Source organism: Streptomyces sp. NPDC055966, assembly GCF_042269865.1.
In the GTDB taxonomy this organism is placed as follows: domain Bacteria; phylum Actinomycetota; class Actinomycetes; order Streptomycetales; family Streptomycetaceae; genus Streptomyces.
In genome coordinates this window covers 214,762-238,047 of sequence record NZ_JBHJYK010000012.1, presented here as the reverse complement: position 1 = coordinate 238,047, position 23,286 = coordinate 214,762, and the positions used below count along the sequence as shown (strand labels likewise).

Below are 23,286 nucleotides of genomic sequence, written 5' to 3'. Positions count from 1 at the left end.
TGGGCCGATCTAGGCCCGCCCTTGCGGAGCGGGGCGGCGGCGGGACCCGGCGGGCGGGCAAGAGCGGCCCAAGGCCGGCTTTAGACGGTCCGCCGAGGGTTCTGGACATCCCGCTGCCGATGGAGGAGTTGGTGCTGTGCGCGTCCTCATCGTGTCCTGGCCCTGGAGGACTCACTTCCAACCGATGGTCCCGTTGGGCTGGGCGCTGCAGGCCGCAGGGCACGAGGTGCGTGTCGCCAGCAGCCCGGACCTGACCGAATCGCTGACCTCGTCGGGCCTGATGGCGGTTCCGGCCGGCCCGCCCGATGTGCTCAAGAGGCTGTACGAGCAGTTCACCGAGGAACAGGTGGCGCTCGTACGGACTTTGGAGCAGCTCGGATCGCGCGACGACTTCTTCTTCGACTTCGCCGTGGACTCCGAGGAGGCGCTGACCTGGGACCGGCTGCGCCTGCGGACCCGGTACTTCACGGAGATCCTCAAGGGCGTCAACGACTCGATGGTCGAGGAGCTGGTCGACTACTGCCGCTGGTGGAAGCCGGACCTGGTGATCTGGGAGTGGATGAGCCACGCGGGCGCGATCGTGGCCCGCGCGACCGGCGCGGCCAGCGCACGCATCCGCTCGGAGATCGATGTCGACGCCTGGTCGCGGCGAGCCTTCCTGCAGCTGCGCGCACAGCAGCCCCCCGAGGAGCGCGAGGACGCGCTGGCCGACTGGCTGGGGAGCTGGGCGGAGAAGTTCGGGACGTCGTACTCCGAGGAAATGGTGACCGGCCATTTCACCATCGAGCACATGCTGGAGTCCATGCGGATCGATTCGCATGTGCCGCACGTACCCCTGCGCTATGTCTCCTACCACGGGCCCGCCGTCGTACCCGCGTGGGCCCGCCGCGCCCCGAAGGAGCGGCGCGTGCTGGCCACCTTCGGGATCAGCCAGAAAAAGGGACGGGAATACCAGGCCGTCTCCGTCGCGCAGTTGCAGCAGATACTCGATTCCCTGGCCGATCTGGACATCGAACTGGTGGTGACGGCACCGGAAAAGGTCCAGAAACATCTGAAGCGGATTCCCTCGAACACGCGGCTGGCGGAGTTCGTCCCCTTGCACGCGGTGATTCCCACGTGTTCAGCTGTGATCCATCACGGCGGGATTCCCGCGTTCCTTGAGTCGATCGCCAACGGCGTTCCGCAACTCATGGTCGGCCGGGTCGTCGGTGACATCGACCTGCGCGCCCCACTGTTGGAGGAGGCCCGGGGCGGCCTCTACATATCAAGGCCGCACCTGTCAGGGGAGCGGGTCCGGGAGTGCCTGGTGCGGCTGCTGGAGGACCCGGCGTTCCGCGAAGGCGCCGAGCGGCTGCGCAGGGAACAGGCGACGCGGCCGACGCCCAGCGACCTCGTGTCCGAACTGGAGAAGCTCGCGGCACGCCACCGCTCCCACTGAACCGGTCTCGCCCTGCTCTCGGCACCCAGGAGGAACATCACCATGCTGTCGGAACGAATGGCGGAGCTGCGGGACATGGCAGCGGACATCTTCACCGTGGAACCCGAGGAAGTGGAACGGGCCACCAGTTTCGTCGACGACCTGGGCGCGGACTCGCTGCTGGCCGTCGAGCTGCTGAGCCGTATCGAGCAGCGCTACGACGTCATGATCGACGCGAACGACCTGGCGAAGATGACCGATCTGCCCTCCACGTACAAAGTCGTGGCCGACGCGGCGGGATGGTAGCCGTCGTGCACCGCGTGGTCATCACCGGTCTGGGGCCGGTGTCGAGCATCGGCACCGGAACGGACGACTTCTGCCATGCCGTGCGGGCGGGGAAGAGCGGCATCTCGCGGATCTCCTCGTTCGACGTGTCGGGGTTCGATAATCAAATGGCCGGTGAGGTGGCGGACTTCGACGCCGCGCGGCTGGTCACCCGGCTCAGCGTCGCCGACTGGGGACGCGCCTCGCTCTTCGCCGCGGCCGCCGCCCGGCTTGCGGCCGACGACGCCGGCATCCAGGACCTCGGCGATGACGCCGCTGTCCTCATGGGAACGACATCGGGCGAGATTCCGCACGTCGTGACGATGACCGAGTCCTGGCATCGGGGCGGTCCCGCGACCCCCGACCCGGCGCTCGCCACACAACTGCCGGCCGGCCGCCTGGCCCTGGCCGCCGCCCAGGAGATCGGTGCCACGGGCGAGACGATGACGTTCTCGGCCGCGTGCGCGGCGGCCAACTGCGCCATCGGATACGCGTACGACCTCGTCTCCTCGGGCGAGGTCCCTGTCGCCGTGTCGGGCGGCGCCGACGCGGTGAGCCGGTTCACCCATGCCGCGTTCAACCGCCTCGGCGCCCTCGCGAAGGACACCTGCCGGCCCTTCGACCGGGAACGGGACGGCATGCTGACGGCGGAGGGCGGTGCGGCGCTGGTCCTCGAGACCCTGGAAGGCGCGGTCGCACGAGGTGCCCGTGTCTACGCCGAGGTGCTCGGGTACGCGGTCAGTTGCGATGCCTACCATCCGTCGGCGCCGGAGCCGCGGAACATCGCGCGGACCATGCGCAGCGCGCTGCGGCGCTCCGGTGTGACACCGGACGAGGTCGACTACATCTGCGCGCACGGTACCGGCACGCAGCTCAACGACCGGGTGGAAGCACAGGCCGTCCGCGATGTGTACGGTGACGCGGCGCCCCCGGTCAGCTCCCTCAAGTCCATGCTCGGGCACACCATGGGGGCGGCCAGCGGCTTCGGCAGCATCGCCTGCGCCCTGGCGGTGAGCCGGGGTTTCCTCCCGCCGACCATCAACCACCGCCACGCGGATCCGCAGCTGGCCGGCCTCGATCCCGTCGCCGGCACCGCCCGCGACGCGACCGTTCGCGTGGCCCAGAACAACGCCTTCGGCTTCGGCGGCAACAACGCCATCGTCGTCTTCGGGAGCGCCCCATGCACATCGTGATCTCGGGCCGGGGAAGCGTTCGGCCGGATCCCGCCCCCCGGCCGAACACCCCGCCGTCCGGGCCGGCCTTCACCGTCGACTCCTTCGACGCGGAGGCGCTGCTCGGGCGCCGAACCGCCCAATACAACCACCGCAGCGCCCAGTTGGCGATGGTCGCCTGCGGCCGGGCGCTCGATGACGCGGGCCTTCAGGTGACCGACGAGAACCGTGACCGCATCGGCGTCACGCTGGGCACGGCGGCGGGCAGCGTCACGGGCATGGCCGAGTTCGGCACGGACACCTTCTCCCAGCCGCGTCCGCACATGGTGGCCGCCGCCAAGTCCTCCCACTGCGTGCTCAGCGCGCCGGCCGGAGCCGTGGCGATCGCCCATGGCCTGCGGGGCGCCAACGCGACGGTCGCCTCCGGGCCCGCGACCGGCCTCGCCGTGCTGCGCCACGCGGTGGTCATGCTGCGGGCCGGACACGTCGACGCGGTGGTCGCGGGCGCGTCGGAGGAGTTCACCGGGCCCACGTCCTGGCTCGCCCGGGCGGCCCGCGGCCCGCGGACCCAGGGCGAGGGCGCGGCCGCCTTCCTGCTGGAAAGCGGGGACCGCGCCCGGGCCGCCGGCCGGAAGGCACTCGCCGCGGTCGCCGCCGTGCGCGTACGGGCGGTGACCGGCTTCTCGGCCGAGCAGTTCACCGGCTTGCTCGAGCGAGCGCTGGACGAGGCGGGCGTGCGGGCACCGGAGGTCTCGGCGGTGGCCTTCCGCCACACCGGGGTCGACGCGGTGGACGAGGCCCAGCGCGGCGCATTTGCCGAGGCGCTGCCCGAGGCGGCCCAAATCACCGACGAGCAGCGGATCGGGGACTGCTACAGCGCCCACGCACTGCTCCAGCTCGCGGGGCTCCTGGACGAGGCGAGACTGCCTGCCGTGGTCGTCGCGGCGGACCCGGACGGCCTGTTGGCCGTCGCCGTGCTGACGGGCGTCCCGCAGTGAGCCGCGCAACTCACCGACGGCACACGGCAGGGAGCGACTGTGCAACGTCCTGAACCCATGGCGGACAACCTCTGCGAGTACCTCCTGGCTCCCGCCGCCCGCACCCCGGACAAGGCCGCCGTGGTGGAGTCCGACGAGAGCGGGACGCTCACCGAGGTCTCGTACCGGCAACTCGCCGCGCTCGTGGACGAGTACACCCGGGCCCTTGAGCCGCTCGGCCTCGAGGTCGGCGACCGGGTCGTCGTGGAGGCCCACACCTGCGCGACGGCGGTGGCGCTGCTGCTCGCCTGCGCCAGGCTGGGCCTGCCGTTCGTCCCGGTCAGTCCGCAGACCCCCGACAACCGTCTCCTGGCGATCCTGCGGTCGGTCGAACCGGCGCTCCACGCCCGGGCGGACGGCGTCGCCCGGCGTGACCTGCCGTGGGCCGGTGGCACCGCGAGCTTCGGGCGCGGCGGGCTGACGGCGCAGGGGACGCAGGCGCGTCGGACGCCGCGGCGCCGGCGCGCACTCGTCGTCGACACGGCCTACATCATCTTCACCTCAGGGTCGACGGGCCGTCCCAAGGGCGTGGTGATGAGTCACCGGGCGATCGTCACGTTCCTGCGGGCGGTGATCGCGGACGGGCTGGTCGGCGCCGCCGACCGGGTCGCCAGCACCTCTCCGCTCCAGTTCGACTTCGCGCTCTTCGGGATCGGTATCGCTCTGGGGAGCGGCGCGACGCTGGTGCCGGTGGGGCGCGAGTATCTCGACTCGCCACGGCGCATGGTCGGCTACCTCCGGGACGCCGGCGTCACCCAGGTCCACGGGGTGCCCTCGCTGTGGCGTCCGGTCCTGCGCCACGACCCGGAGCTGCTGAAGCGCCTTGAGACGGTGCGCTCGGTGGTCTTTGCCGGTGAGGCCTTCCCCCTCGCCGAACTGCGCCGGCTCCAGGAGCTGTTGGCCGGGGCCCGCCTGGTCAACGGCTACGGCGCGACCGAGTCGATGGCGGCCTCGTTCACCGACGTGCCCGACCCGCTGCCCGCGGACCAGCGGGCGCTGTCGATCGGGCACGCGCACTCCGGAGCCGAGATGACCCTGGTGGACCCGGCCGGGCGTGCGGTGACGCGGCCGGGGGTGGTCGGCGAGATCCACCTGCGCAGCCCCGCGTTGTTCAGCGGCTACTGGGACGATCCCCTGGCCACCGCGAAGGTGCTGGTGCCCGACCCGCTGGATCCGCGGCACGGGCAGAAGGTGCTGCGCACCGGCGATCTGGCCTACCTGGACGAGCACGACGAGCTGTACTTCGTCGGCCGCGCCGACACCCAGGTGCAGATCCGGGGCAACCGGGTCGAACTGGGCGATGTGGAAAGCGTGTTGACCCGGCTTCCGGCGGTGGCGTCGGCCGCGGCCACCGTTGTGCCGCGCGGCAGCGACACCGTACTGATGGCGGGGGTCGTGCTCGACGACACCGCGGCGCCGTTCGACGAGGACGCGGCGCTCGCCTTCTGCGCCGAGGAGTTGTCCGCCTACATGCGGCCGCGCCGGATCCGGCCCCTGGCCGACCTGCCCCTGACCGAGAACGGCAAGGTCGACCGGGCGCTGCTCGCACGCCTTGTGACCGGCGCCGGTCACGACGGGCGTACTGACATCGATGCGACACCGAGGAGCCCCGCATGACGTACACCCTGTCCCTGGACCGCCGCGTACGGCTGGCGGACATCGAGTCGATCGCCGCCGCGCAGGACCCCGGGCTGGCGGTGGACGTTGCCGTGCGCGAGCGGGTCGACGCCTCCCGGCGCACGCTGGAGAAGTTCGTGGCGAGCGGCCGGATCATCTACGGCGTCACCACCAGCATGGGCGGGTTCGTCGACTGGCTCGTCCCGGTCTCCATGGCGCGCCAGTTGCAGGAGAACCTGCTCAACGCGGTGGCGACCAACGTGGGCGCGCGCCTGGACGACGTCACCGTCCGCGCGATCATGGTGTCCCGCATCGCGTCCCTGTCCCGCGGCAACTCGGCCATCTCCCTGGCCAACCTCGACAGGTTCATCGCGGTGGTGAACGCGGGAATCGTCCCCCTCGTACCGGAGAAGGGGTCGCTCGGCACCAGCGGCGACCTCGGGCCGCTCGCCGCTATCGCGCTGGTCTGCATAGGCCAGTGGAAGGCCCGGCTGGGCGGCGAGGTGCTGCCGGGTGCCGAGGCGCTGCGCCGGGCCGGCATCGCTCCGATGGAGCTCAGTTACAAAGAGGGACTCGCCCTCATCAACGGCACATCGGGGATGGTCGGCCTCGGCTCCCTCAATGTGCGGCGGGCGCGCCGGCTCCTGCGGTCGTACCTGCTCGTCTCCGCGCTCTCCGTGGAGGCGCTGGGGGGCAAGACCAAGCCGTTCGACCCGCGGGTCCACGCGCTCAAGCCGCATCGCGGCCAGCAGGAGGTCGCGGACTTTCTGTGGCGGACCCTGGGCGACTCCCGGCTCGCGGTCGACGAACTCGACATCGAGCAGCTGCTCGCGGACGAGATCGCGGACACCGCGAAGGCCGGGTCCCAGTCGATCGAGGACGCCTACTCCGTGCGGTGCACGCCCCAGATCCTCGGACCGGTCCTGGACAGCCTGGCCACGATCGAGCGGACCGTCGAGGACGAGCTGAACTCCTCCAACGACAACCCGCTCGTCAACCCCGACGAGGCGGAGGTCTTCCACAACGGGCACTTTCACGGCCAGTACGTGTCGATGGCGATGGACCATCTGGTGATCGCCATGACGACCCTGATGAACCTCTCCAACCGCCGCATCGACCGGTACCTGGACAAGAGCAATAGCAACGGGCTGCCGCCCTTCCTGTGCCGGGAGGACCCGGGCCTTCGCCTCGGCCTGATGGGCGGTCAGTTCATGACCGCGTCCCTGACCGCGGAGACCCGGGCGATGGCGATGCCCATGTCCATCCAGTCCCTGACCACCACCGCGGACTTCCAGGACATCGTCTCGTTCGGGTTCGTCGCGGCCCGCCGCGCCCGGGAGGTGCTGGACAACGTGGCCCACGTGGTGGCGTTCGAGCTCCTGTGCGCCTGCCAGGCGGTCGACATTCGCGGCACCGACGGCCTGTCCTCGGCCACCCGCGTCCTGTACGAACGGACCCGGGAGCTGATCCCGTACCTCGACCGCGACTTCACCACCACGGAGTACGTGGAGGAGCTCGCCCAACGGCTGCTGACGCACCCGGACCTGGGCTGAGGATCGCCGTGCCCGCCTCAGCACCGAAAGCGACCATGTCCGCCCTGCCCGTGCCGTGGGAGTGGAGCGAACGGGCAGCCGACGGCACCCACGGCGTCCTGCGGCTCGCGGTGGATCTCGGCGCCGAGCACATGGCCGGCCACTACCCCGGCCACCCGATCCTGCCGGGAGTGGTCGTCATGGACTGGGTGCTGCAGGCCGTCGACAGCCTGCACGGCGGCGGCCTTCGGCTGCGCCGCATCGACCGGGCCCGCTTCGTCCGGCTCCTGCTGCCCGGCGACGTACTGGAACTCACCCTCCGGGTGCGTCCCCGCGAGCCTGACCGTGCGGGGGCCGGTGACGCGGGGATCGTCGCCGAGGCCCGGATCGTGCGCTCGGACGGACGGCCGGCCGTCGAACTCGACGCCGTCTTCCAACCGTTGGTGACCCATGCTTGACCATGCGCAGGTACGCGGCCTGCTGCGGCAGCGCCCGCCGATGATCCTGCTCGACACCGCCGGGCAGGTCTCGCCGACCTCGCTCGTCGCCACGAAGGCGGTCACCGGTTCCGAAGGCTGCTACCGGGACCTCGCGGACGGCACGCCCCTCACCGGCTTCGCGTACCCGCAGGCGCTCATGGTGGAGTCGTTCGGCCAGGCGTGCTCGGTGCTGTGGACGCTGGCCGGTCTCGGCCCGCCGGAGCGCATCCCTGTGCTGGTGTCGGTGAGCGGCCTGGCGTTCCACTCGGCGCCCCTGCCCGGTGACGTCCTGGAACACGAGGTCCGGCTCGTGCACCGCTCCGGCACCGCCTGCGAGTTCACGGGCCGGTCCCACGTGCGAAACGACACCGTGCTCGACGTCGGCTCCCTGCTGGTCGCCTCGCTGCCGGGCCCCTGACCCGCCCGAGACCGCACCCCGAACCCCACGACCGACCCCGACCGAAAGACGGAACATGCAGAACATCGACCACTCGGCCGTACACATCCGATCGATCGTCGCCGGCGTTCTGGACCTGGATCCGCACGCCATCGAGGACGACCAGGACTTCATCGACGTCTACCGGGCGGACTCCCTCAACCTGATCGAGGTCGTCGCCCAGGTCGAGAAGCACTACCAAGTGGAGCTCCCCTTGGACGAGTTGCACCGCGCGCGCTCCGTCGGCGGCCTGCGGGCCCTGCTCGTCAGGCTTCTGGACGACACCCGCGTCCCGGACTCGGCGGGTTAGAGGTCATCTCATTTGGGGCGTTCGATAGGCTCCGGGTGTGGGGATCGTTGAGCGGCTGGTGCCGGATGAGCTGTGGGAGTTGTTCCAGCGAGTGGTGCCGGAGGCGCCGAGTCGGCCTCAGGGAGGTGGCCGGCGCCGGCACGGTGACAGGGAGGTGCTGGCTGCGATCGTGTTCGTGGCCACGTCGGGCTGTACGTGGCAGCAGCTGCCGGCCGCCTCGTTCGGACCGTCGGGACCCACGGCTCACCGGCGTTTCACCGAGTGGTCGAAAGCCCGGGTGTGGGCGAAGCTCCATCGCCTGGTCCTCGACGAACTCGGCTCCCGGGGTGAACTGGACTGGTCTCGCTGTGCGATCGACTCGGTGAACATGCGGGCCCTGAAAAGGGGGGCCTGACAGGTCCGAATCCAGTAGATCGAGGCAAGTACGGTTCGAAGATCCACTTGATCACCGAGCGGACCGGATTGCCCATCTCCATCGGCATCTCCGGCGCCAACCTGCACGACAGCCAGGCCCTCGAACCGCTCGTTCGCGGCATCCCGCCCATCCGCTCCCGTCGCGGTCCGCGCCGACGACGGCCGGCCAAGCTCCACGGCGACAAGGGCTACGACTACGACCACCTGCGCCGATGGTTACGCCAGCGAGGCATCCGGCACCGCATCGCCCGCAAAGGCATCGAGTCCTCCCAGCGCCTGGGACGCCACCGCTGGACCATCGAACGCACCATGGCCTGGCTCGCCGGATGCCGCCGCCTGCACCGCCGCTATGAACGCAAGGCCGTCCACTTCTTGGCCTTCACCAGCATCGCCTGCACCCTGATCTGCTACCGCAGACTCACCAAATGAGATGACCTCTTAGGCCTGTCCGGGGCCCCGGTGGGCCTCCACCCGTCGTGCGGGTGGAGGCCGCCGCTCACAGTGCCACTCCGCCGTCGACGCGGAACACCTGGCCCGTGACGTATCCGGCCTGAGGCGAGAGCAAGTAGGAGACCATCCCCGCCACCTCTTCGGGTGTGCCGAAGCGGCGCAGCGGTATGCGGTCGAGGACGGCGCTCTTGGACACCGAGGCGACCATGTCGGTGTCGATGAAGCCGGGGGCCACGGCGTTGGCGCGCACGCCGAGCCGCGCGAACTCCTTCGCCATCGACTGGGTGAGCGCGATGATCCCGGCCTTGGACGCGGAATAGTTGGCCTGCCCGGCGCCGCCGACCACGCCCGCCGCCGACGACAGGGTGACGATCGCCCCGGCTCCGCGCCGAGCCATCGGACGGGCCACGGCGCGCAGCAGATTGGCGGTGCCGTCGAGGTTGGTCCGCAGCACCGTGTCCCACTCATCGTCGGACATCAGCATGAGCGGCCGGTCCCGGGTGATGCCCGCGGATGCCACGGCCGCCGCGACGGGGCCGAAGCCGGCCTCGACCTCGGCGACGAAGCCGCGCACCGCGACGCGGTCGGCGACGTCGACGCGCCGGACCAGCACCCGCCGCCCGGCGTCGCGGACCTCTTTGGCGGTCACGTCGGCCGCGGCCTCATCGGAGTGATAGCACAACGCCACGTCGAACCCGTCGCGCGCCAGCCGTATCGCGACGGCCCGCCCTATCCCCCGTGACCCGCCGGTCACCAGTGCCACCGGGCCCGCTTTCGCGGCCACTTCGGACATCCCCGCTCCTCTCCTGGGAGAAGCAACGAGCGTCGTCCGGGCTTCTATACGTCGCCTAGCGGAGGTCTTAAGAGGACGTTGGGGCCGCGCCACCGCCTATGCTGCCCGTATGACGGGGGTCGAGAGCGGGCTGCGCGGGAGCGCCCCTTCCTGATCGAATCGATCCTGCCCGCCGACGTGCTGGCCATCCAGACCTTCGCCCACGGGCTCGACTTCCCCCTGTCCCCGCAGGAGGAGGCGGTCATCGCCGCGGCCGGCCCCACGCGCCGCGCCGAGTTCACCAGTGTGCGGGCCTGCGCCCAAGACGCGCTCACCGCGCTCGGTGTGCTGCCCGCGCCGCGGCCGTGGCCCTCGTCCGCCGCGTCAGCGCCCTCGGCATCGACGCCGAGCCCAACGCCCCGCTCCCGGAGGGAACACTGGGCATCATCACCCGCCCCGAGGAGCGCACCGCCCTCGCCGGGCTGCCCGCGGCCGGGCTCTGCTGGGACCGCCTCCTGAGGCCTGCCTCGGCCTCGCCCCGGACGGCACCTTCACCGCCCGCGTCCTCGTCCCGGCGCCGCCCGAACTCGCTTGTCTGCACGGGCGTTGGGCCGCCGAGGGCGCTCACATGGTCACGGCGGTCGTGGTGGCGGCGGGCTGACGGGGAACCGGCGCCGTCGTCGCACCGGCCGGGCTCACGCCTGCTGCCTCAGCGCCGCCTGCCTCGCACCAGGTGGCGCAGGACGGACGCGCCGGCCGCCCCGGCCAGGAGTCCGCCCGCCAGGGGTGCGATGACGTGCGCCCAGGGATCGCGGATCGGCTTGTACGCGGCCCTGCCCTCTTTGATCTCGAGGAAGCCGAGTGGCCTCGCCTCTCCCCCGCCGCCGGCCGGGAGGTCCGCACCGGACTCCTTGGGGGCCTTGGCGCCGAAGCCGTAGCCGAACCCGACGCGCGCCACGGGGATCACGGTGACGCCCTGGCGCTCGACGGCTTCGCCGAACACGATGGCGCCGGGGGTCCGGACGCCGAGCTTGTCGGCGAACTGGTCCAGCAGAGCGGCGTGTTCGGCCGACGTGGCGTCCAGCGGCGCGTTCTCGGAAGCGGTCATCGGGTGCCGTCCTCGGCAGAGCCCAAAAGACCGACGGCGGCCGGGGCGGAGATCGGGTTCACGGCGATGGCGAAGCAGTCCACCACAGTGACGATACACGCGGCACCGGTCACGTCAGCGCTGCCGGGATGTCCGGCAGGACGGTCGTGCCGACGGGCCGGTCGGTGAGGACGGCCTTGAGGACGGCGCCGCGGTCGCGTCCGTCGACGACGTGGGCGCTGCGCACTCCGTTGCGTACGGCGTCCAGACAGCCGCGCATCTTGGGGAGCATCCCGGACGACAGGTGAGGCAGCAGGTCCTCCACCTCCTTCGCCGTGAGCCGCTCGTAGATCTCCTCGGTGTGCGGCCAGTTCGCGTGCAGGCCGGCGACATCGCTGACCAGGAGAAGCTTCGACGCTCGCAACGCGGCGGCGATGGCGGCCGCCACGGTGTCGGCGTTGACGTTGTAGACGTGGGCGTCCTCCGTGCTGCGGGCAATGGAGGACACGATCGGGATGAGGCCCTCCGCGAGCAGGCTCTCGATGAGGCGCGGGGCCACGTGGGCGATCGCTCCCACCCGGCCGATGTCGACGAGGCACCCGTCGATCTCGGGCCTGTGCCGTGCGGCGGTGAGCATGTCGGCGTCCTCGCCGGATATGCCCACGGCGAGCGGCTCGTGCTCGTTGATCAGGCCGACGAGTTCGCGCTGGACGACGCCGGTGAGCACCATGCGTACGACGTGCATGGCGGCCTCGGAGGTGACCCGCAGGCCGTTCTTGAACTCGGAGGCGATGTCCTGGCGTTCGAGCTCGGTGCTGATCTGCGGCCCGCCGCCGTGGACGACGACGGGGCGCAGTCCGGCTCCGTGCAGGCACACCACGTCGCGAGCGAAGCGGCGGCGCAGTTCGTCGTCGACCATGGTGCTGCCACCGAGCTTGATCACGGCGATCTCGCCGAGGCCGGCGTCGATGCCGGGCAGTTTTCCGGCCTCATCGGCGGCCACTTTCGTGATGCTCATGGGCGACTCCTGTGGTGGTCGGTCCGATGCCCTCAGGAATTCGGGGAATTCTCCGGCAGGCGCCCGGGCAGACTACCGTGAAATCGAAAGCGGCCACACGGCACGAGGCATTTCTGAAAACCTTCGCCCGGTGCCGGTGCGATGTCCTGTCCACAGGACATCCGCGTTTATCCGAAGGCTTTTCCCGGCTCCGGGCTTTGTCGCCACAGTTCCGGCCGCGGTCAGCCCCACTGCTCCGGCGCGAGGGAGGCGACCGGCTGGGGCTTGCCGATGACGGCGAGGGCGATGAGGAAGCTGATCTGGCCGACCACGATGGTCAGGGTGGCCAGGGCCTTGTCGGCGTAGAGCTCGTCGCTGACCCCCTCCTTGCCGACCGGGGCGGGCTGGAGCGTCGCCTCCACCAGGGCCAGGGCGGCGCGTTCGGCGTCGGTGAAGTACGGAGCGTCCTGACAGGAGGAGACGGCCGTGATGCGTTCCTCCGAGACGCCCGCCTTGCGCAGGAAATTGGTGTTCAGGATCGTCAGAAGGTGTTGTTCACGATCTGCCCGGCGCGCAGGTGCACCAGGTTCATGGTGGTGCGCGGCACCGATTGGTTTCCGGTGGCACGGAAGAGAGCGGCGCTGACGTCGTTCAGCGCGGGCACGAGCGCGTTCGGGTCGGGCACCCGGGATGTGAGTGGTCGACATGGCGGGCTTGTGACTGCGGGGCCGGAATTTGACGTCTCGTCAGTTCTCGGCGTAGCCGATCTCGAAGACGCTGGCAAACAGGAGCACGAGCGAGGAGTTGGCCGTGGCGGTCGTGGCGGGGCGGGCGTCCGCGGGTCGGCCACGGTGACTCCTCGCGTCCATCGGCGGCTTTCCGACGGCTTGGCCCGGCGGCCATCGCGAGCGTCTTCCGCCGCTGCCATCGCGGTCAGGGACACCCGCCGGCGGCCGGCTTGGAGTGTCGGCCGCCAGCGTTTCCCTGCGTAGCATGTCCCGGTGGCCGACGACGATTTCGAGTTGTTGAACTCCTTGGTCCCGCCCGGTGAGCGAGAGCACTTTCAACGGTTCACGGTCGCGGTCAACAACGCCACGCGCGTGATCGGTGCGCTCTCCTTGTGGGGCACCCTGTCGGTCGCCTCCGAAGACGTGGCCGATCCCGCCCAGCAAATGCGTGCCCCGGACATCCGCTGGCTCACTTCCGAGACCCAGCTCACCGAGAACATGGTCCTCTCCGCGCTCGGTGCGCTGGTCGCCTGCAAGATGGTCACCGTCATACGGGACGGCATCTGGACGGTCGCCGCCCCGCGCGGCGAGAAGGAAGCCCAGGTCGCGCGTGATCGCCTGTTGACTCACCTGCGTTCAGCCACCCGCGGTGGCGAACCGAGGCCCGTAGGCGCGCCCTGGCTGCCCCAGCCTCCGACCGGTCCATCGGGATCCTGAGCGTTGCGGGTCGGGCTGGTTGTATCCGGAGCAGCAGACGTGGAATCCCACGATGCCCACCTCCCGTGAGCGCGCGGCTTCCCCGGCCCGCTCAGTGACAGGTTGTGGGGGCTTCCGGTTTGGTGGTGCGTTCCATCAGGATGCGGAGGCGTGCTGCGGGCTTCGGCGGTTGTGGATGATGGCGACCACGGTGTCGGTGATGGGTAGCTCGACCCCGTGGCGCTGTCCGAGGTCGCTGAGCGGGCGGAGGCGTCCGGGTCCACGGGGAGTAGCCAGGCTCCTTCGGTGCCGGCGCGGTCGATTCCGGCCGAGGTGAGCTGGTAGCCCAGGCGGTGCTGGGCGATGATCGGGCCCCGCTCGCCGGCCACGAAGTGCGAGGTGGACTCACGCAAGATCAACTCGACGATCTCGGCGGGATTGCCGGTGGACGTACTCGACCTTGAGCACGCTGTGGAACGCCTCGCTCACGGCGTTATCGAAACAAGATCCAACTCTGTCCATGGACTGGGTGACGACCAGCTTGCGGCAGACCCGCTTGAACTTCCGGGAGCAGTACTCGCTGCCTGCCCCTGTCCGTGTGCATGATCACGCCGCGAACGTCGCCTCCACGGGTGGCCGCGGCCATGTTGAGTGAGGCCACTACCGGCTCGGCGTCGTGCCGGGTTCCCATCGCGTAGCCGAGCAGGCGCCGTGAGAACAAGTCGATGACGCGCGCCACGTATGTCTGAGAGTCTCCGGCGCCGCCGACAGGGCAGGGCCAGGAGGTGCCGTCGAGATCGATGCCCTGCGCACGAGCGAGGACCAACAGGACTCGCTCGATCGTGTGCGGCGATGAGCTCCTCGGGCATCCGATCAGCCCCCGCGGGGGGCCACCTTCACGGATTGAGGTCCAGCACGCGGACTGGCTCGCCGATCCATCGGCCGGGTGCCGTCGTGGCGATGATCGCTCCGTCGGGGCGGTCCGGAGTGGGCTGAGCGGCGTACTCGCAGTGAGCCGCGGCCCAGGTGCTCTGCTGGGCCATGGCGAGGGCTGCGGGCAGGTCCAGGTCCAGGACAGTGATGCCGGGCAGCGCGGCCAGGTGCTCGGCCGTCCCGGGCCGGGTGCGGTCGGCTTCGACCAGTGCGCACGCCGGGGCGTAGAGGCACCAGCCGGTCTCCGCGTGGGCGCGGTGGATCAACCGGGAGGCGAGGACATTGCCGCGGCCGGCGGCGGCCATCGCGGTGTCGTCCAGGACGATGTGCATGGCGTCGCTCACCGGGCGGCCGCCCGGGCGAGCCGGCGGTCCAGCTCGCTGTCGAGGTCCTGCTCTTCGGCGGGGCTGGGGGCGTAGCCGGTCCACTCCTTCAGAGCGGCGCGGGCCTGCTCGGCCCGCTCGGCCCGCTCGGCCGGGGTAAGCAGGCTCTCGGCAAGGCGGGCCAGGTAGGCACGCAGCGACAGGCCCTCGGCGGCCGCCAAGGCGGCGAGCCGGTCCCGGGCCTCCTCGGGGATACGAACGTTCGCGTCAGACATCAGCAGACTCCTCTCACCCCTCAAGGGTACGGGTACGTACCCGTACTCGTACCCGTCTCGGCTAGCCCGCCACGGTCGCGCTTCATTTGGCGGATGTGCGGTTGATCTGGTGAGGCTGAGCGTTCTGGTCGGCGGGCGGGTGAGTCAGTCAGTCGGCGGTCCCCGGCCGGTCCACGCGGTAGAGGTAGTGGATCTGGTCATCGACCGGGTTGTCCGGCTCCAGGTTTCCGACCCCGACCCGGCTCAGCCCTGCCCGCTCGAGCGCCCGCCACGAAGGGCGATTGGCTGCCGCCACCGGGACGAGAACACACGGGGCGGCTGGGTGTTCGGCCCAGGTTCGCATGATGACGGAGTGGATCATGGCCGTCCCGATGCCCTGGCCGGTCCGGCGGGGATCGCCGATCAGGTAGTCGACGGTCATCGCCCCGTCAGGTACAGGGACGATGGCTGCCAGCTCGGCGAGGTACTCGGGGTAGTCGCGCAGGCGTGAACGCTGTACGACACCGACCGGACGACCTTCGAGGAAGACGAGAAGGTCCTCCGAGGGCTCCTCGCCCCGGGCAGCGGGGCCGAAGTCGCGTGCCACCGCTTCCGCTGTGGTCTCGTGATTCCACCAACGCTTCACATGGGGCTGCTGGAGCCACGTCCACAGCAGCGGGAAGTCCTGCTCCTCAAGCGGACGCCACGTGATCTCCATGAGACCGCTCCCTGAATGCTCTCGATTCCTGGCAGGCTACGTGCTGCGCGTGCCCAAGGCTCCCGTGAATTGCTCGGTCACACTCGCTCCCCTCACCCGGCCGGTGCTGGAGCCAGTAGTCGGTGCGGAGGGCGAGTTCCTGGTGGCCGTCGACGGCCGGGACGGGGCGCGGCGACCTGCGGCAATGGCTGCACCACCAGCACATTGGCGTCCGCATCGCTCGCAAGGGAATCGACTCGGTCGAAGACGTGGTCGTTGACAGCACGGCGCGTGGTCAGGGAGTCACGGGTCTTCTCACCCAGGAAGCCCTGCGGATCGCCCGTTTCGCGATCGACGCGTAGGCGAGGTGGTCAGTGCCAGCCCGTTCCACGTAACGCATCGCCGTAACGGCGCCGATACCCAGGACGTTCGCGAGGACGACCCGGCGGTCTACGACGCCGTCTTCCAGCTCGACGGCGGCCCGGCGTACGGGCAGGAGGACACGCCGGAGCCGCTCCAGGACGCCTTCGCCGCGCTGATGGAGACCCTCGGCGAGGTCGCCGGAGACGGCGTCCACCCGGGGCTGTTCACCGAGACGTTCTGGGCGTGCCCTGCCGGGATCGCGACCCTGGACCCGGGCGGGAAGCTGCCGCCGCAGGACACCGAGCAGAGGTGGGAACTGCTGGTGGACCGGCTCGCCACGGTCTGACACACCATCCCGGCGGGCACGCGGCCGCGGCCCTCGGGCTCCGCCGCTGCCTGCCCGCGGCATCGCTTCCGGTCACTCGCGCAGCTGCCGGCCTCGACCCGGCCCAGCGAACTTTCAGCGCGCGCCGGCTCCAGCCTCCGGTACAACGCCGAGACGTTCCCGCCCTCCTGGGCCAGCACCGCCCACAAATCGTCGCTCACCGCGAACCCGCCCCGCCCGCCCCTCCGCCAGCCCGTCGCTCGCCCGCCGGCTCTCGAAGTAGTGGTCGAACAACCCGAGTACGCCCAGCACAGACAACGTCGTGCCGAGTCCGAGGGCCCAGCTCCTCCGGGACTTGCCATCGCCCGTCGGCTCGGATCCCCTGGCCGAGAGCGCGGCTGAGGCGGCGACCGCCCCGCCGACCACGATCATGCCCACGGCAGCCCCGATCGGGAAGGGGCCCGTGTGTATCCCCTGAACCGGCAATGGCTGGGCAACCAGCATCCACGAAACCCCCGGGCGAACAAACCTGGCCGTCGGTTCAGGATCGCTCGTCCGAGCAGTCCCTCATTGCCCTCGGCGGTCTTCTCGCTTCCTCCGGATCGCTCCCTCGCCCCAGGTTCAGGTCGTGTCCGGTTCGGGGTGTTCCGGCCAGTGCCCGGCCTCGTCGCCCGGGCCGACACCGATGTCGCCGTCGACCTGGCAGTCGCACGCACCGGTCCGCCCTCGGCTCCTCGGTGAAACGGCCGCAGCGACGCCACGGTGCGGACCAGCTCCTAGAAGGGTTCAGCGGCCCGCAGGAGACTCTGCGGAAGGTAGGGGGACTCGACGCGGATGGCCCAGCCGCGGCGGCGGGCGTGGCAGGCCAGGGCGAGGATGTCGAGGTTGAGGGAGGCATCCGGATCGTCGGCGCGGTCGGCGACCTGGTAGTGGTCGCGGTGGGCTTCGAGCGCGTCGGCCAGGGCCAGGTTGAAGCTCTCCTCGTCGCCCTCCACGAGCTGCGACAGCAGCACGGCCGGCGGCATGGCGAAGCCCCAGTCCTCGGCCTTCTCGGCCTGCTGCAACGCCCGCTGCGCGGCCGGTTCGGGGTCGGTGCCCTTGAGGTAGGCGTGGAGGGCCTCGCGGTAGGCGCTGAAGGCGGAGCCGTCCGGGCGGGCGAAGGCGGGGCCGGTGAGGACCAGCGGGGCGAGGTCCTCGCGTGCGCCGGTGACGAGGGCGAGGGCAGTGGCCCTCTGCCAGTTCCCGGCGCCGGCTTCCTCGTCGCGCTCGGCCGGATAGCGCAGCGTGCGACCGCCGACGGTCACCTCGGCCTCGGTGCCCGGTTCCGCAAGGGCGATGCGGAAGAGGGCCGCCCCCGACTGGGAGGCCAGCCGAAGGTTCGCGAGCTGCGCGTCCGTGAGGCCGTCGGGGTTCCCCGCGCGCCACTTGAAGAGGCGCTCCTGATCGCCCATGACGCTGCGCAGCCTCCAGACAGCGAGGGGTTCGTCGTCGACGGGGGTGAACGCCTCCTGGATGTGTTCCTCGTACATGGCCTCGATCCGCGGGTTCACCGTCCGCTCGCGGACCGGCCGTTCGACCACCAGCGGGCCCGCGGCGAGTGCGGCGACCGCGTCCGGCCGCCGGTCCCGGCCGAACCCCGCGACCCGCGGGCCGCGGGTCTCGAAGCCGGTGACCAGCGCGTGCGGCAGGTAGTCGGTGCGGACGGCGGGCGCCCAGCCCAGGGTCCGGTACGCGAGTGCGGCGAGGGCGATGGGGACGAGCGGGAGAAGGCTGCTCGGGGAGGCCGCGGGACCGTGCCGCGTGGTGTGCCTGGCCAGGAGGTCGGCCAGCGCGGCATCGAAGGTCTCCCGGTCCCCGGCGGCCAGGGCGCGCAACGTGTGCAGCGCCGCGCTGTCCGGCCTGTCGAGGAGGGGCTCGCCGGTCTCCCGGGCGCGGGTACGGACGCGGTTCAGGGCCGCGTCGACGGCGGCGAGCCTGGCCTGCGCGCTCGGAGGGTACTCCTCGTCGTCGCCGGTGTCGTCCAGGACCACGGCCGTCAGTCCTGTGGCGAGCTCGCCGACGGGCGTTCCCTGCGCCTGCCCGGCGAACTTCTGCCGTGCGAAATGGAAGGCCTCGCCGTGCCACTTGGCTTTGTCCCTGAGGACCGTCAGGCAGAGCGCGTCGATCCACTCCCCGGGCGTGACGCTCTCCTCGGGGGCGTCCTCACCCGGGTCGTAGCTCATGCCGAAGTTCACGTACTCCAGGAAGACCTGGAAGCCGCAGTGCGGGTGGTACGCCGCGTAGGCAACGGCGCCGGCCGCGGCTTCGGAGGAGTCCTTGAGGACGGCCCTGGCCTCCGGGGTGTCGAGGCCGGGTGTCTCGACGGAGAGGGCGCCCAGGTAGTCGAGGAACCCCTCGGCGATCGACTGCCATTCGTAGGTGGCCATCCGGCCGGCCCGCGACATGGACCGCACCTGGCCCCCGATGCGGTTCGTGAAGTCCTCGCGCGCTGCCGACACGACGGCCCCGCCTACCTGGTGACGCTCTATCCGCACTGCCCTGCTCCCTGATCGAAACTCTGCGACAGCCTAAGCGCGGGATCTGACAGGGCAGCGGCCGCGGCTGCGAGCCGCCCGGCTCGCGGGGACCGAAGTCGGTTCAGCGTTCTGCCGGTTCGGCTGTCCGTCCGGCTGTCGGTTCGGTTGTCAGTCCGGTTGTCAGTTCGGTTGTCAGGGCGCGGCGGTCGAGTTTGCCGTTGATGTTGAGGGGGAGGGTGGTGCGGTGGGTGAAGCGGTGGGGGACCATGTAGCGCGGGAGGCGGGTGGACAGGGCCTGGCGGAGTTGGGCGGGTGGGACGGGGGTGCCGGTGTAGGCGGCTTCGAGGCGGGTTTGGCCGTCGGGGCCGTGGAGGGCGACGACGGCGGCCTGTTCGATGCCCTCCTGGTCGCGCAGTACAGCCTCTGTTTCGCCGATCTCCACTCGTTGGCCCATGATCTTGACCTGTTGGTCGATGCGTCCGAGGTGGACCAGTGTTCCTCCGTCGAGGGTCTGGACGAGGTCGCCCGTGCGGTACCAGTCCTTGTCGCCGGGGATGTGGTGCCCGGAGGGGTCTGTGGGGTGCCCGGTCGGGGTGAGGAAGCGGCCGTTGTTGTCTGCCGGGTCGAGGTACCCGTTGAAGCGTTGTACTCCGCGTACGCACAGCTCGCCGGTCTCCGCGGGGTTGCCGGCCTCGTCGAGGACGAGACAGTCCAGGTGGGGGTAGACCGGGCCGATGGGCAGGGTGCCGTTGGCCGTGACCGGCCAGTCGGCGATGTGCTCGGGCAGCCTGTACTGGGTGCAGACGATGGTCACTTCGGTGGGGCCGTAGAGGTTCTCCAGGACGCTCTGTGGTGCGGCGGCGCGCCAGGCCCTGGCCTGTTGCGTGGTGAGCTGTTCGCCGCCGAACAGGCTCCAGCGCAGGGTGGGCATCGAACCGGGGGCGAGGCCGCCGGTGAGGTGGGCCATGGTGATGACCGACGGTACGGAGAACCAGTGGGTGATGCCTTCGCGGGAGACGAACCGGGCCGGTTTCGCCAGTTCCTGACGGGGCGGGACCACCAGCGTGGCACCCGAGCCCCAGGCTGCGAACAGTTCGAAGACGGACGGGTCGAACGCGAGGCCGATGTTCTGGGCCATGCGGCAGCCGGGGCCGAGTTCGTAGCGTTCGATCACGTAGCGCAGGAAGGCGTCGATGCTGCGGTGCGTCACCGGGACGCCCTTGGGTACGCCGGTGGAGCCGGAGGTGAACAGGAGGTAGGCGGTGTCCTCGGGGGTGACGGGGGCGGGCGGCGGGGCGTCGTGGGGTGGTGGCGCGGTGCGCAGGCGGGTCAGGAGGTCGTCGGACAGGGTGAGGTCCAGGGCGGCCGCGTGCGCGATGGCGGCCGAACGGGCCGGGGGGAAGGCCGAGTTGAGGGGGACCACGGCCGCGCCGAGGCGCAGGGCGGCGAGGTAGCCGGCGTAGGTCAGCGGCTGGGGTGTCGTGGTCAGGCCCACGCGGGCCGGGGCCGTGCCGCCGTGGAGGGCGAGGATCCCGGCGGCCAGGGTGCCTGCCAGGGCGTCGAGTTCGCGGTACGTGAACGTCTCGGCGCCCACCTTGAGCGCGGTGCGGCCGGGGTGTTCGCGGGCCGACCGCGCGAACCACTCGTGGAGCCCGAGGGGGGTCATCGCAGGTCCTTTCGGGTGTGCCGGGCCCGGAGCACGGCTGCTTCCTTGTCCGCGTCGATGCCGAGCGGGGTCTTCCCCTGGCGGTAGGGGGCGTCGGCCGGTCCGCGTGCGCGCAGCCAGGCCCAGGTGTCGGTGACCGTGTCGGCCAGCGGGCGGCAGCGCAGGCCGGCGGCGGTGGCGCGGGCCGTGGACGCCGACCAGACTCCGGCCATGGCCGGCTGGTCGGGGGCCCAGAACGGCAGCTCGGTCCAGGGTCCGACCTCGTGTTCCAGGAGGACGTCGTCGGCGGTCCAGGCGAGCCGGGCACCGGCGCCGGTCACGCGTGCGCAGGCGTCGAGGAGGGCGCCGAGGGTCTCGGTGCCCTGGGGGCCGGCGACGAGGTAGCGGCCCTCGTCGCCTGTCTCCAGCAGACGGATGCCGAACGCCGCGATGTCCCGTGCGTCGATCAGCTGGACGGGGCGGTCGGGGTGGCCGGGGGTGAGGACTTCGCCGCCGCGTGCCATGCGTTCGAGCCACCAGAGCAGTCGGCCGGGGGTCTCGTGGGGGCCGATGATGAGGCCGGGGTTGAGGATCACCGTGCGGCCGGTGAACTCGGCCTCGACGGCCCGTTCGCAGCCGGCCTTCAAGGCGTTGGCGGGTACGTCGTCGACGGCGGCGTCGGGCGCGCAGGGGTGGCGCGGCGAGTCCTCGTCGACGGGGCCTGCGGGCCAGTCGGCGTAGGCGTGGAAGGAGGAGACGAAGAGGTAGGCGTCGGCGTGGCCGCTGAGCGCGCGGGCCGACAGGCCGACGGTGCGGGGGTGTTGGCCGCCGGCGTCGATCACGGCGTCCCAGGGGCCCTGTCCGGCGAGCGCCGTGAGGTCGGCCGGGTTCTCGCGGTCGCCGCGGATGCTGCGGGTGCCGGGAAGGTCCGGGCCCGACTTTCCGCGGTTGAACACGGTGACCGTGTGGCCGCGTTCGACGGCGTCCGCCACGAAGGCCCGTCCGAGGAAGACCGAGCCGCCGATTACGAGAATGCGCATGTGGGTTCCTTGCCCGTGGAGGGATCGGCCGTCGCGAGAGCGGCGGCCGCCGCGTTGGTCACCGCGGCCAGCTGCGCCGCGGCCGGGTCGGTGTCGATCCCCGCGCCGAAGCCCGTGCGCCCGTCGGTGCTGATCTGAACGTAGGCGACGCAGCCGGCGCCGGAGGGGGTGGGGTGGGTGTGCAGGGAGTCGAGAGTGACGGTCCGGCCGGTGGCGGTGAGTGCGGCGGCGTGGGCCGCGGCGGGGGTGGGGCCGGTGCCGAGGAGGCGGGTGGCCCGGCCGGTGGAGTCGACGGCGAGGGCGTCGAGGGTGACGCCGTCGTCGGTCTCCTCGACGCGGAACTCCTTGATGTGCAGGGCGGCTTCCTGCCGGGTCAGGTAGCAGCTGTCGAAGAGGGCGCGCAGGTCGGCGGCGGTCAGCTCGGCGCCCTGGCCGTCGGCGATGCGCTGGACACGGCGGGCGAAGTCGACGCGCAGGGGGCGCGGCAGGTCGAGTCCGTGGACGGACTTGAGGAGGTGCGCCATGCCGGACTTGCCGGACTGGCTGTTGACCCGGACCACCGACGCGTAGGAACGGCCGATGTCACGCGGGTCGATGGGCAGGTACGGCACCTGCCACGGAACGGCGGCCGGGCCTGCGGCGGCTTCGGTGCGGCGGTCCATCTCGGCGAGGCCCTTGGCGATGGCGTCCTGGTGGGTGCCGGAGAAGGCGGTGTGCACGAGGTCGCCGGCGTACGGGTGGCGGGGCGGGACGGGCATACGGGTGGCGAATTCGACGGTTTCGCGGACCGCGTCGAGGTCGCTGAGGTCGAGCTGCGGGTCGGTGCCCTGGGTGAGGAGGTTGAGGGCGAGGGTGATCAGGCAGACGTTGCCGGTGCGTTCGCCGTTGCCGAAGAGGGTGCCCTCGACGCGGTCCGCCCCGGCGAGCAGGGCCAGTTCGGCGGAGGCTACGGCCGTACCCCGGTCGTTGTGCGGGTGGACGGAGAGGATCACGCCGTCGCGGCGGTCGAGGCTGGTGTGCATGTGCTCGACCTGGTCGGCGAAGACGTTCGGGGAGTCGGTCTCGACGGTGGTCGGGAGGTTGACGGTGACGGGGCGGTCGGGGCAGGCGTCCCACAGGCCGGTCACGGCGTTGCACACGTCGAGGGCGAAGTCCGGCTCGGTGACGTTGAAGGTCTCCGGCGAGTACTGGAAGCGCAGATCGGTACGGACGGCGTCGGCGCGGCGGGCGATGTGCCGCGCCGACTGCAGGGCCATGGCGCGTACCTCGTCGCGGGTCATGCCGAAGACCGTCTCGCGCCACAGGCAGGCGGTGGCGTTGCACAGGTGGATCATGGCCCGGTCGGCGCCTTCGAGTGCCTCGAAGGTGCGGTCGATCAGCTCGGGGCGGGCCGGGGTGAAGACCGAGACGGTGACGTCGTCGGGGATGCGGTCCTGCCGGACGAGTTCTCGTACGAAGGCGAAGTCGGTCTCGCTGGCGGAGGGGTAGCCGATCTCGATGTCCTTGAACCCGATGCGCACCAGCAGGTCGAACATCCGGTGTTTGCGGTCCGGGTCCATGGGGGTGGCGAGGGCCTGGTTGCCGTCGCGCAGGTCGACCGAGGCCCACAGCGGGGCCCGGGTCAGCGTCCGGGTGGGCCACGTGCGGGCGGCGGGGTCGACGGTGGGGCGGGGGCCGCGCGCATAGCGGGCGTAGGGCATGGCCGAGCCGCGCTGGGGGTTC

24 protein-coding genes and 3 pseudogenes are annotated in these 23,286 nt (G+C 71.2%); 13 read left to right on the top strand and 14 right to left on the bottom strand.

The genetic code is table 11. From position 1 onward, the window contains the following. Window positions 1-136: 136 nt before the first annotated feature. The 10 genes from ACFC8N_RS25925 to ACFC8N_RS25880 all read left to right on the top strand — a co-directional run bounded on the left by ACFC8N_RS25925 (window position 137) and on the right by ACFC8N_RS25880 (window position 9,167). Window positions 137-1,438, top strand: coding sequence for an activator-dependent family glycosyltransferase (locus tag ACFC8N_RS25925; RefSeq protein WP_376290129.1), 1,302 nt, complete (start codon window positions 137-139; stop codon window positions 1,436-1,438). Between the two features lie 42 nt (window positions 1,439-1,480). After that, window positions 1,481-1,723, top strand: a complete 243-nt coding sequence (locus ACFC8N_RS25920) for an acyl carrier protein (RefSeq protein WP_376290126.1) — start codon at window positions 1,481-1,483, stop codon at window positions 1,721-1,723. Window positions 1,724-1,728: 5 nt separating this feature from the next. Beyond that, window positions 1,729-2,934 (top strand): beta-ketoacyl-[acyl-carrier-protein] synthase family protein, encoded by a 1,206-nt coding sequence (locus ACFC8N_RS25915; RefSeq protein WP_376290123.1) that lies wholly within the window; start codon window positions 1,729-1,731, stop codon window positions 2,932-2,934. Next, window positions 2,922-3,911, top strand: a complete 990-nt coding sequence (locus tag ACFC8N_RS25910; RefSeq protein ID WP_376290120.1) for a beta-ketoacyl synthase N-terminal-like domain-containing protein — start codon at window positions 2,922-2,924, stop codon at window positions 3,909-3,911. The genes ACFC8N_RS25915 and ACFC8N_RS25910 overlap by 13 nt, the downstream gene beginning before the upstream one ends. 57 nt (window positions 3,912-3,968) lie before the next feature. After that, window positions 3,969-5,567: an AMP-binding protein gene (locus ACFC8N_RS25905; protein WP_376290118.1), complete on the top strand. Its 1,599-nt coding sequence runs from the start codon at window positions 3,969-3,971 to the stop codon at window positions 5,565-5,567. After that, window positions 5,564-7,120: a phenylalanine aminomutase (D-beta-phenylalanine forming) gene (locus ACFC8N_RS25900; RefSeq protein WP_376290117.1), complete on the top strand. Its 1,557-nt coding sequence runs from the start codon at window positions 5,564-5,566 to the stop codon at window positions 7,118-7,120. Before ACFC8N_RS25905 ends, ACFC8N_RS25900 begins: the two co-directional genes overlap by 4 nt. A gap of 35 nt (window positions 7,121-7,155) precedes the next feature. Continuing rightward, window positions 7,156-7,557 carry a hypothetical protein gene (locus ACFC8N_RS25895; RefSeq protein ID WP_376290114.1) on the top strand — a complete coding sequence of 134 codons (402 nt, stop codon included), beginning with the start codon at window positions 7,156-7,158 and terminating at the stop codon, window positions 7,555-7,557. Further along, window positions 7,550-7,996, top strand: a complete 447-nt coding sequence (locus ACFC8N_RS25890; RefSeq protein ID WP_376290112.1) for a 3-hydroxyacyl-ACP dehydratase FabZ family protein — start codon at window positions 7,550-7,552, stop codon at window positions 7,994-7,996. The genes ACFC8N_RS25895 and ACFC8N_RS25890 overlap by 8 nt, the downstream gene beginning before the upstream one ends. A 55-nt stretch (window positions 7,997-8,051) precedes the next feature. Further along, entirely contained in the window at window positions 8,052-8,324 is a 273-nt protein-coding gene (locus tag ACFC8N_RS25885) for an acyl carrier protein (protein WP_376290110.1), read from the top strand. 43 nt (window positions 8,325-8,367) lie between these two features. Beyond that, a protein-coding gene (locus tag ACFC8N_RS25880; protein WP_376290244.1) for an IS5 family transposase occupies window positions 8,368-9,167 on the top strand; the annotation gives its coding sequence in 2 pieces (ribosomal slippage) (window positions 8,368-8,703 and window positions 8,706-9,167; 798 coding nt in all). A gap of 67 nt (window positions 9,168-9,234) precedes the next feature. Here ACFC8N_RS25880 and fabG read toward each other — a convergent pair. Then, window positions 9,235-9,981: a 3-oxoacyl-ACP reductase FabG gene (gene fabG, locus ACFC8N_RS25875; RefSeq protein WP_376290108.1), complete on the bottom strand. Its 747-nt coding sequence runs from the start codon at window positions 9,979-9,981 to the stop codon at window positions 9,235-9,237. 177 nt (window positions 9,982-10,158) lie between these two features. Between fabG and ACFC8N_RS25870 the strand changes: the two genes are divergently transcribed. Further along, complete coding sequence (locus tag ACFC8N_RS25870) at window positions 10,159-10,479, top strand: hypothetical protein (protein WP_376290106.1); 321 nt, start codon at window positions 10,159-10,161, stop codon at window positions 10,477-10,479. 190 nt (window positions 10,480-10,669) lie between these two features. Here ACFC8N_RS25870 and ACFC8N_RS25865 read toward each other — a convergent pair whose 3' ends face one another. The 4 genes and pseudogenes from ACFC8N_RS25865 to ACFC8N_RS25850 all read right to left on the bottom strand — a co-directional run bounded on the left by ACFC8N_RS25865 (window position 10,670) and on the right by ACFC8N_RS25850 (window position 12,913). Continuing rightward, the gene (locus ACFC8N_RS25865; RefSeq protein WP_376290104.1) at window positions 10,670-11,068 is read right to left on the bottom strand and encodes a GerW family sporulation protein; all 399 of its coding nucleotides are present in this window, start codon (window positions 11,066-11,068) and stop codon (window positions 10,670-10,672) included. Between the two features lie 109 nt (window positions 11,069-11,177). Continuing rightward, window positions 11,178-12,065, bottom strand: a complete 888-nt coding sequence (gene argB / locus ACFC8N_RS25860) for an acetylglutamate kinase (RefSeq protein WP_376290102.1) — start codon at window positions 12,063-12,065, stop codon at window positions 11,178-11,180. A 221-nt stretch (window positions 12,066-12,286) separates the two neighbouring features. Next, a pseudogene (locus tag ACFC8N_RS25855) lies at window positions 12,287-12,729 on the bottom strand (carboxymuconolactone decarboxylase family protein). 61 nt (window positions 12,730-12,790) lie between these two features. After that, window positions 12,791-12,913 (bottom strand): hypothetical protein, encoded by a 123-nt coding sequence (locus tag ACFC8N_RS25850; protein ID WP_376290099.1) that lies wholly within the window; start codon window positions 12,911-12,913, stop codon window positions 12,791-12,793. A 132-nt stretch (window positions 12,914-13,045) separates the two neighbouring features. Here ACFC8N_RS25850 and ACFC8N_RS25845 point away from each other — a divergent pair, with 132 nt between their 5' ends. Continuing rightward, window positions 13,046-13,489 (top strand): hypothetical protein, encoded by a 444-nt coding sequence (locus ACFC8N_RS25845; protein ID WP_376290097.1) that lies wholly within the window; start codon window positions 13,046-13,048, stop codon window positions 13,487-13,489. Here the strand turns inward: ACFC8N_RS25845 and ACFC8N_RS25840 are convergent. The 5 genes and pseudogenes from ACFC8N_RS25840 to ACFC8N_RS25820 form a co-directional block, all read right to left on the bottom strand. Continuing rightward, a pseudogene (locus ACFC8N_RS25840) lies at window positions 13,399-13,911 on the bottom strand (coenzyme F420-0:L-glutamate ligase); the annotation flags it as partial. The gene ACFC8N_RS25845 and the pseudogene ACFC8N_RS25840 overlap by 91 nt on opposite strands. Before the next feature lie 50 nt (window positions 13,912-13,961). After that, complete coding sequence (locus ACFC8N_RS25835; protein ID WP_376290095.1) at window positions 13,962-14,294, bottom strand: DDE-type integrase/transposase/recombinase; 333 nt, start codon at window positions 14,292-14,294, stop codon at window positions 13,962-13,964. Window positions 14,295-14,364: 70 nt separating this feature from the next. Next, window positions 14,365-14,733, bottom strand: a complete 369-nt coding sequence (locus ACFC8N_RS25830) for a hypothetical protein (RefSeq protein ID WP_376290242.1) — start codon at window positions 14,731-14,733, stop codon at window positions 14,365-14,367. A gap of 8 nt (window positions 14,734-14,741) precedes the next feature. Beyond that, window positions 14,742-14,999, bottom strand: a complete 258-nt coding sequence (locus ACFC8N_RS25825; protein WP_376290092.1) for a hypothetical protein — start codon at window positions 14,997-14,999, stop codon at window positions 14,742-14,744. Window positions 15,000-15,147: 148 nt separating this feature from the next. Then, window positions 15,148-15,696: a GNAT family N-acetyltransferase gene (locus ACFC8N_RS25820; RefSeq protein ID WP_376290089.1), complete on the bottom strand. Its 549-nt coding sequence runs from the start codon at window positions 15,694-15,696 to the stop codon at window positions 15,148-15,150. Between the two features lie 418 nt (window positions 15,697-16,114). Between ACFC8N_RS25820 and ACFC8N_RS25815 the strand changes: the two are divergent. Beyond that, window positions 16,115-16,384: pseudogene (locus ACFC8N_RS25815) on the top strand (WHG domain-containing protein); the annotation flags it as partial. Between the two features lie 755 nt (window positions 16,385-17,139). Here ACFC8N_RS25815 and ACFC8N_RS25810 read toward each other — a convergent pair. The 4 genes from ACFC8N_RS25810 to ACFC8N_RS25795 form a co-directional block, all read right to left on the bottom strand. Beyond that, window positions 17,140-18,897 carry an immunity 49 family protein gene (locus ACFC8N_RS25810; RefSeq protein ID WP_376290086.1) on the bottom strand — a complete coding sequence of 586 codons (1,758 nt, stop codon included), beginning with the start codon at window positions 18,895-18,897 and terminating at the stop codon, window positions 17,140-17,142. 103 nt (window positions 18,898-19,000) lie between these two features. Next, entirely contained in the window at window positions 19,001-20,545 is a 1,545-nt protein-coding gene (locus tag ACFC8N_RS25805) for an AMP-binding protein (RefSeq protein ID WP_376290085.1), read from the bottom strand. After that, complete coding sequence (locus ACFC8N_RS25800; protein ID WP_376290081.1) at window positions 20,542-21,564, bottom strand: NAD-dependent epimerase/dehydratase family protein; 1,023 nt, start codon at window positions 21,562-21,564, stop codon at window positions 20,542-20,544. Before ACFC8N_RS25800 ends, ACFC8N_RS25805 begins: the two co-directional genes overlap by 4 nt. Next, on the bottom strand, window positions 21,549-23,264 hold the full coding sequence (locus tag ACFC8N_RS25795) for a 2-isopropylmalate synthase (RefSeq protein WP_376290239.1): 1,716 nt from the start codon (window positions 23,262-23,264) through the stop codon (window positions 21,549-21,551). The genes ACFC8N_RS25800 and ACFC8N_RS25795 overlap by 16 nt, the downstream gene beginning before the upstream one ends. Window positions 23,265-23,286 lie beyond the last annotated feature (22 nt).

Coding starts and splice junctions, on each gene's coding strand:
- ACFC8N_RS25920 (WP_376290126.1), top strand. CDS start 1,481: ATGCTGTCGGAACGAATGGCGGAGCTGCGGGACATGGCAGCGGACATC.
- ACFC8N_RS25910 (WP_376290120.1), top strand. CDS start 2,922: ATGCACATCGTGATCTCGGGCCGGGGAAGCGTTCGGCCGGATCCCGCC.
- ACFC8N_RS25905 (WP_376290118.1), top strand. CDS start 3,969: ATGGCGGACAACCTCTGCGAGTACCTCCTGGCTCCCGCCGCCCGCACC.
- ACFC8N_RS25900 (WP_376290117.1), top strand. CDS start 5,564: ATGACGTACACCCTGTCCCTGGACCGCCGCGTACGGCTGGCGGACATC.
- ACFC8N_RS25895 (WP_376290114.1), top strand. CDS start 7,156: ATGTCCGCCCTGCCCGTGCCGTGGGAGTGGAGCGAACGGGCAGCCGAC.
- ACFC8N_RS25890 (WP_376290112.1), top strand. CDS start 7,550: ATGCTTGACCATGCGCAGGTACGCGGCCTGCTGCGGCAGCGCCCGCCG.
- ACFC8N_RS25885 (WP_376290110.1), top strand. CDS start 8,052: ATGCAGAACATCGACCACTCGGCCGTACACATCCGATCGATCGTCGCC.
- fabG (WP_376290108.1), bottom strand. CDS start 9,981: ATGTCCGAAGTGGCCGCGAAAGCGGGCCCGGTGGCACTGGTGACCGGC.
- ACFC8N_RS25865 (WP_376290104.1), bottom strand. CDS start 11,068: ATGACCGCTTCCGAGAACGCGCCGCTGGACGCCACGTCGGCCGAACAC.
- argB (WP_376290102.1), bottom strand. CDS start 12,065: ATGAGCATCACGAAAGTGGCCGCCGATGAGGCCGGAAAACTGCCCGGC.
- ACFC8N_RS25850 (WP_376290099.1), bottom strand. CDS start 12,913: ATGGACGCGAGGAGTCACCGTGGCCGACCCGCGGACGCCCGCCCCGCC.
- ACFC8N_RS25830 (WP_376290242.1), bottom strand. CDS start 14,733: ATGCACATCGTCCTGGACGACACCGCGATGGCCGCCGCCGGCCGCGGC.
- ACFC8N_RS25825 (WP_376290092.1), bottom strand. CDS start 14,999: ATGTCTGACGCGAACGTTCGTATCCCCGAGGAGGCCCGGGACCGGCTC.
- ACFC8N_RS25820 (WP_376290089.1), bottom strand. CDS start 15,696: ATGGAGATCACGTGGCGTCCGCTTGAGGAGCAGGACTTCCCGCTGCTG.
- ACFC8N_RS25805 (WP_376290085.1), bottom strand. CDS start 20,545: ATGACCCCCCTCGGGCTCCACGAGTGGTTCGCGCGGTCGGCCCGCGAA.
- ACFC8N_RS25800 (WP_376290081.1), bottom strand. CDS start 21,564: ATGCGCATTCTCGTAATCGGCGGCTCGGTCTTCCTCGGACGGGCCTTC.
- ACFC8N_RS25795 (WP_376290239.1), bottom strand. CDS start 23,264: ATGCCCTACGCCCGCTATGCGCGCGGCCCCCGCCCCACCGTCGACCCC.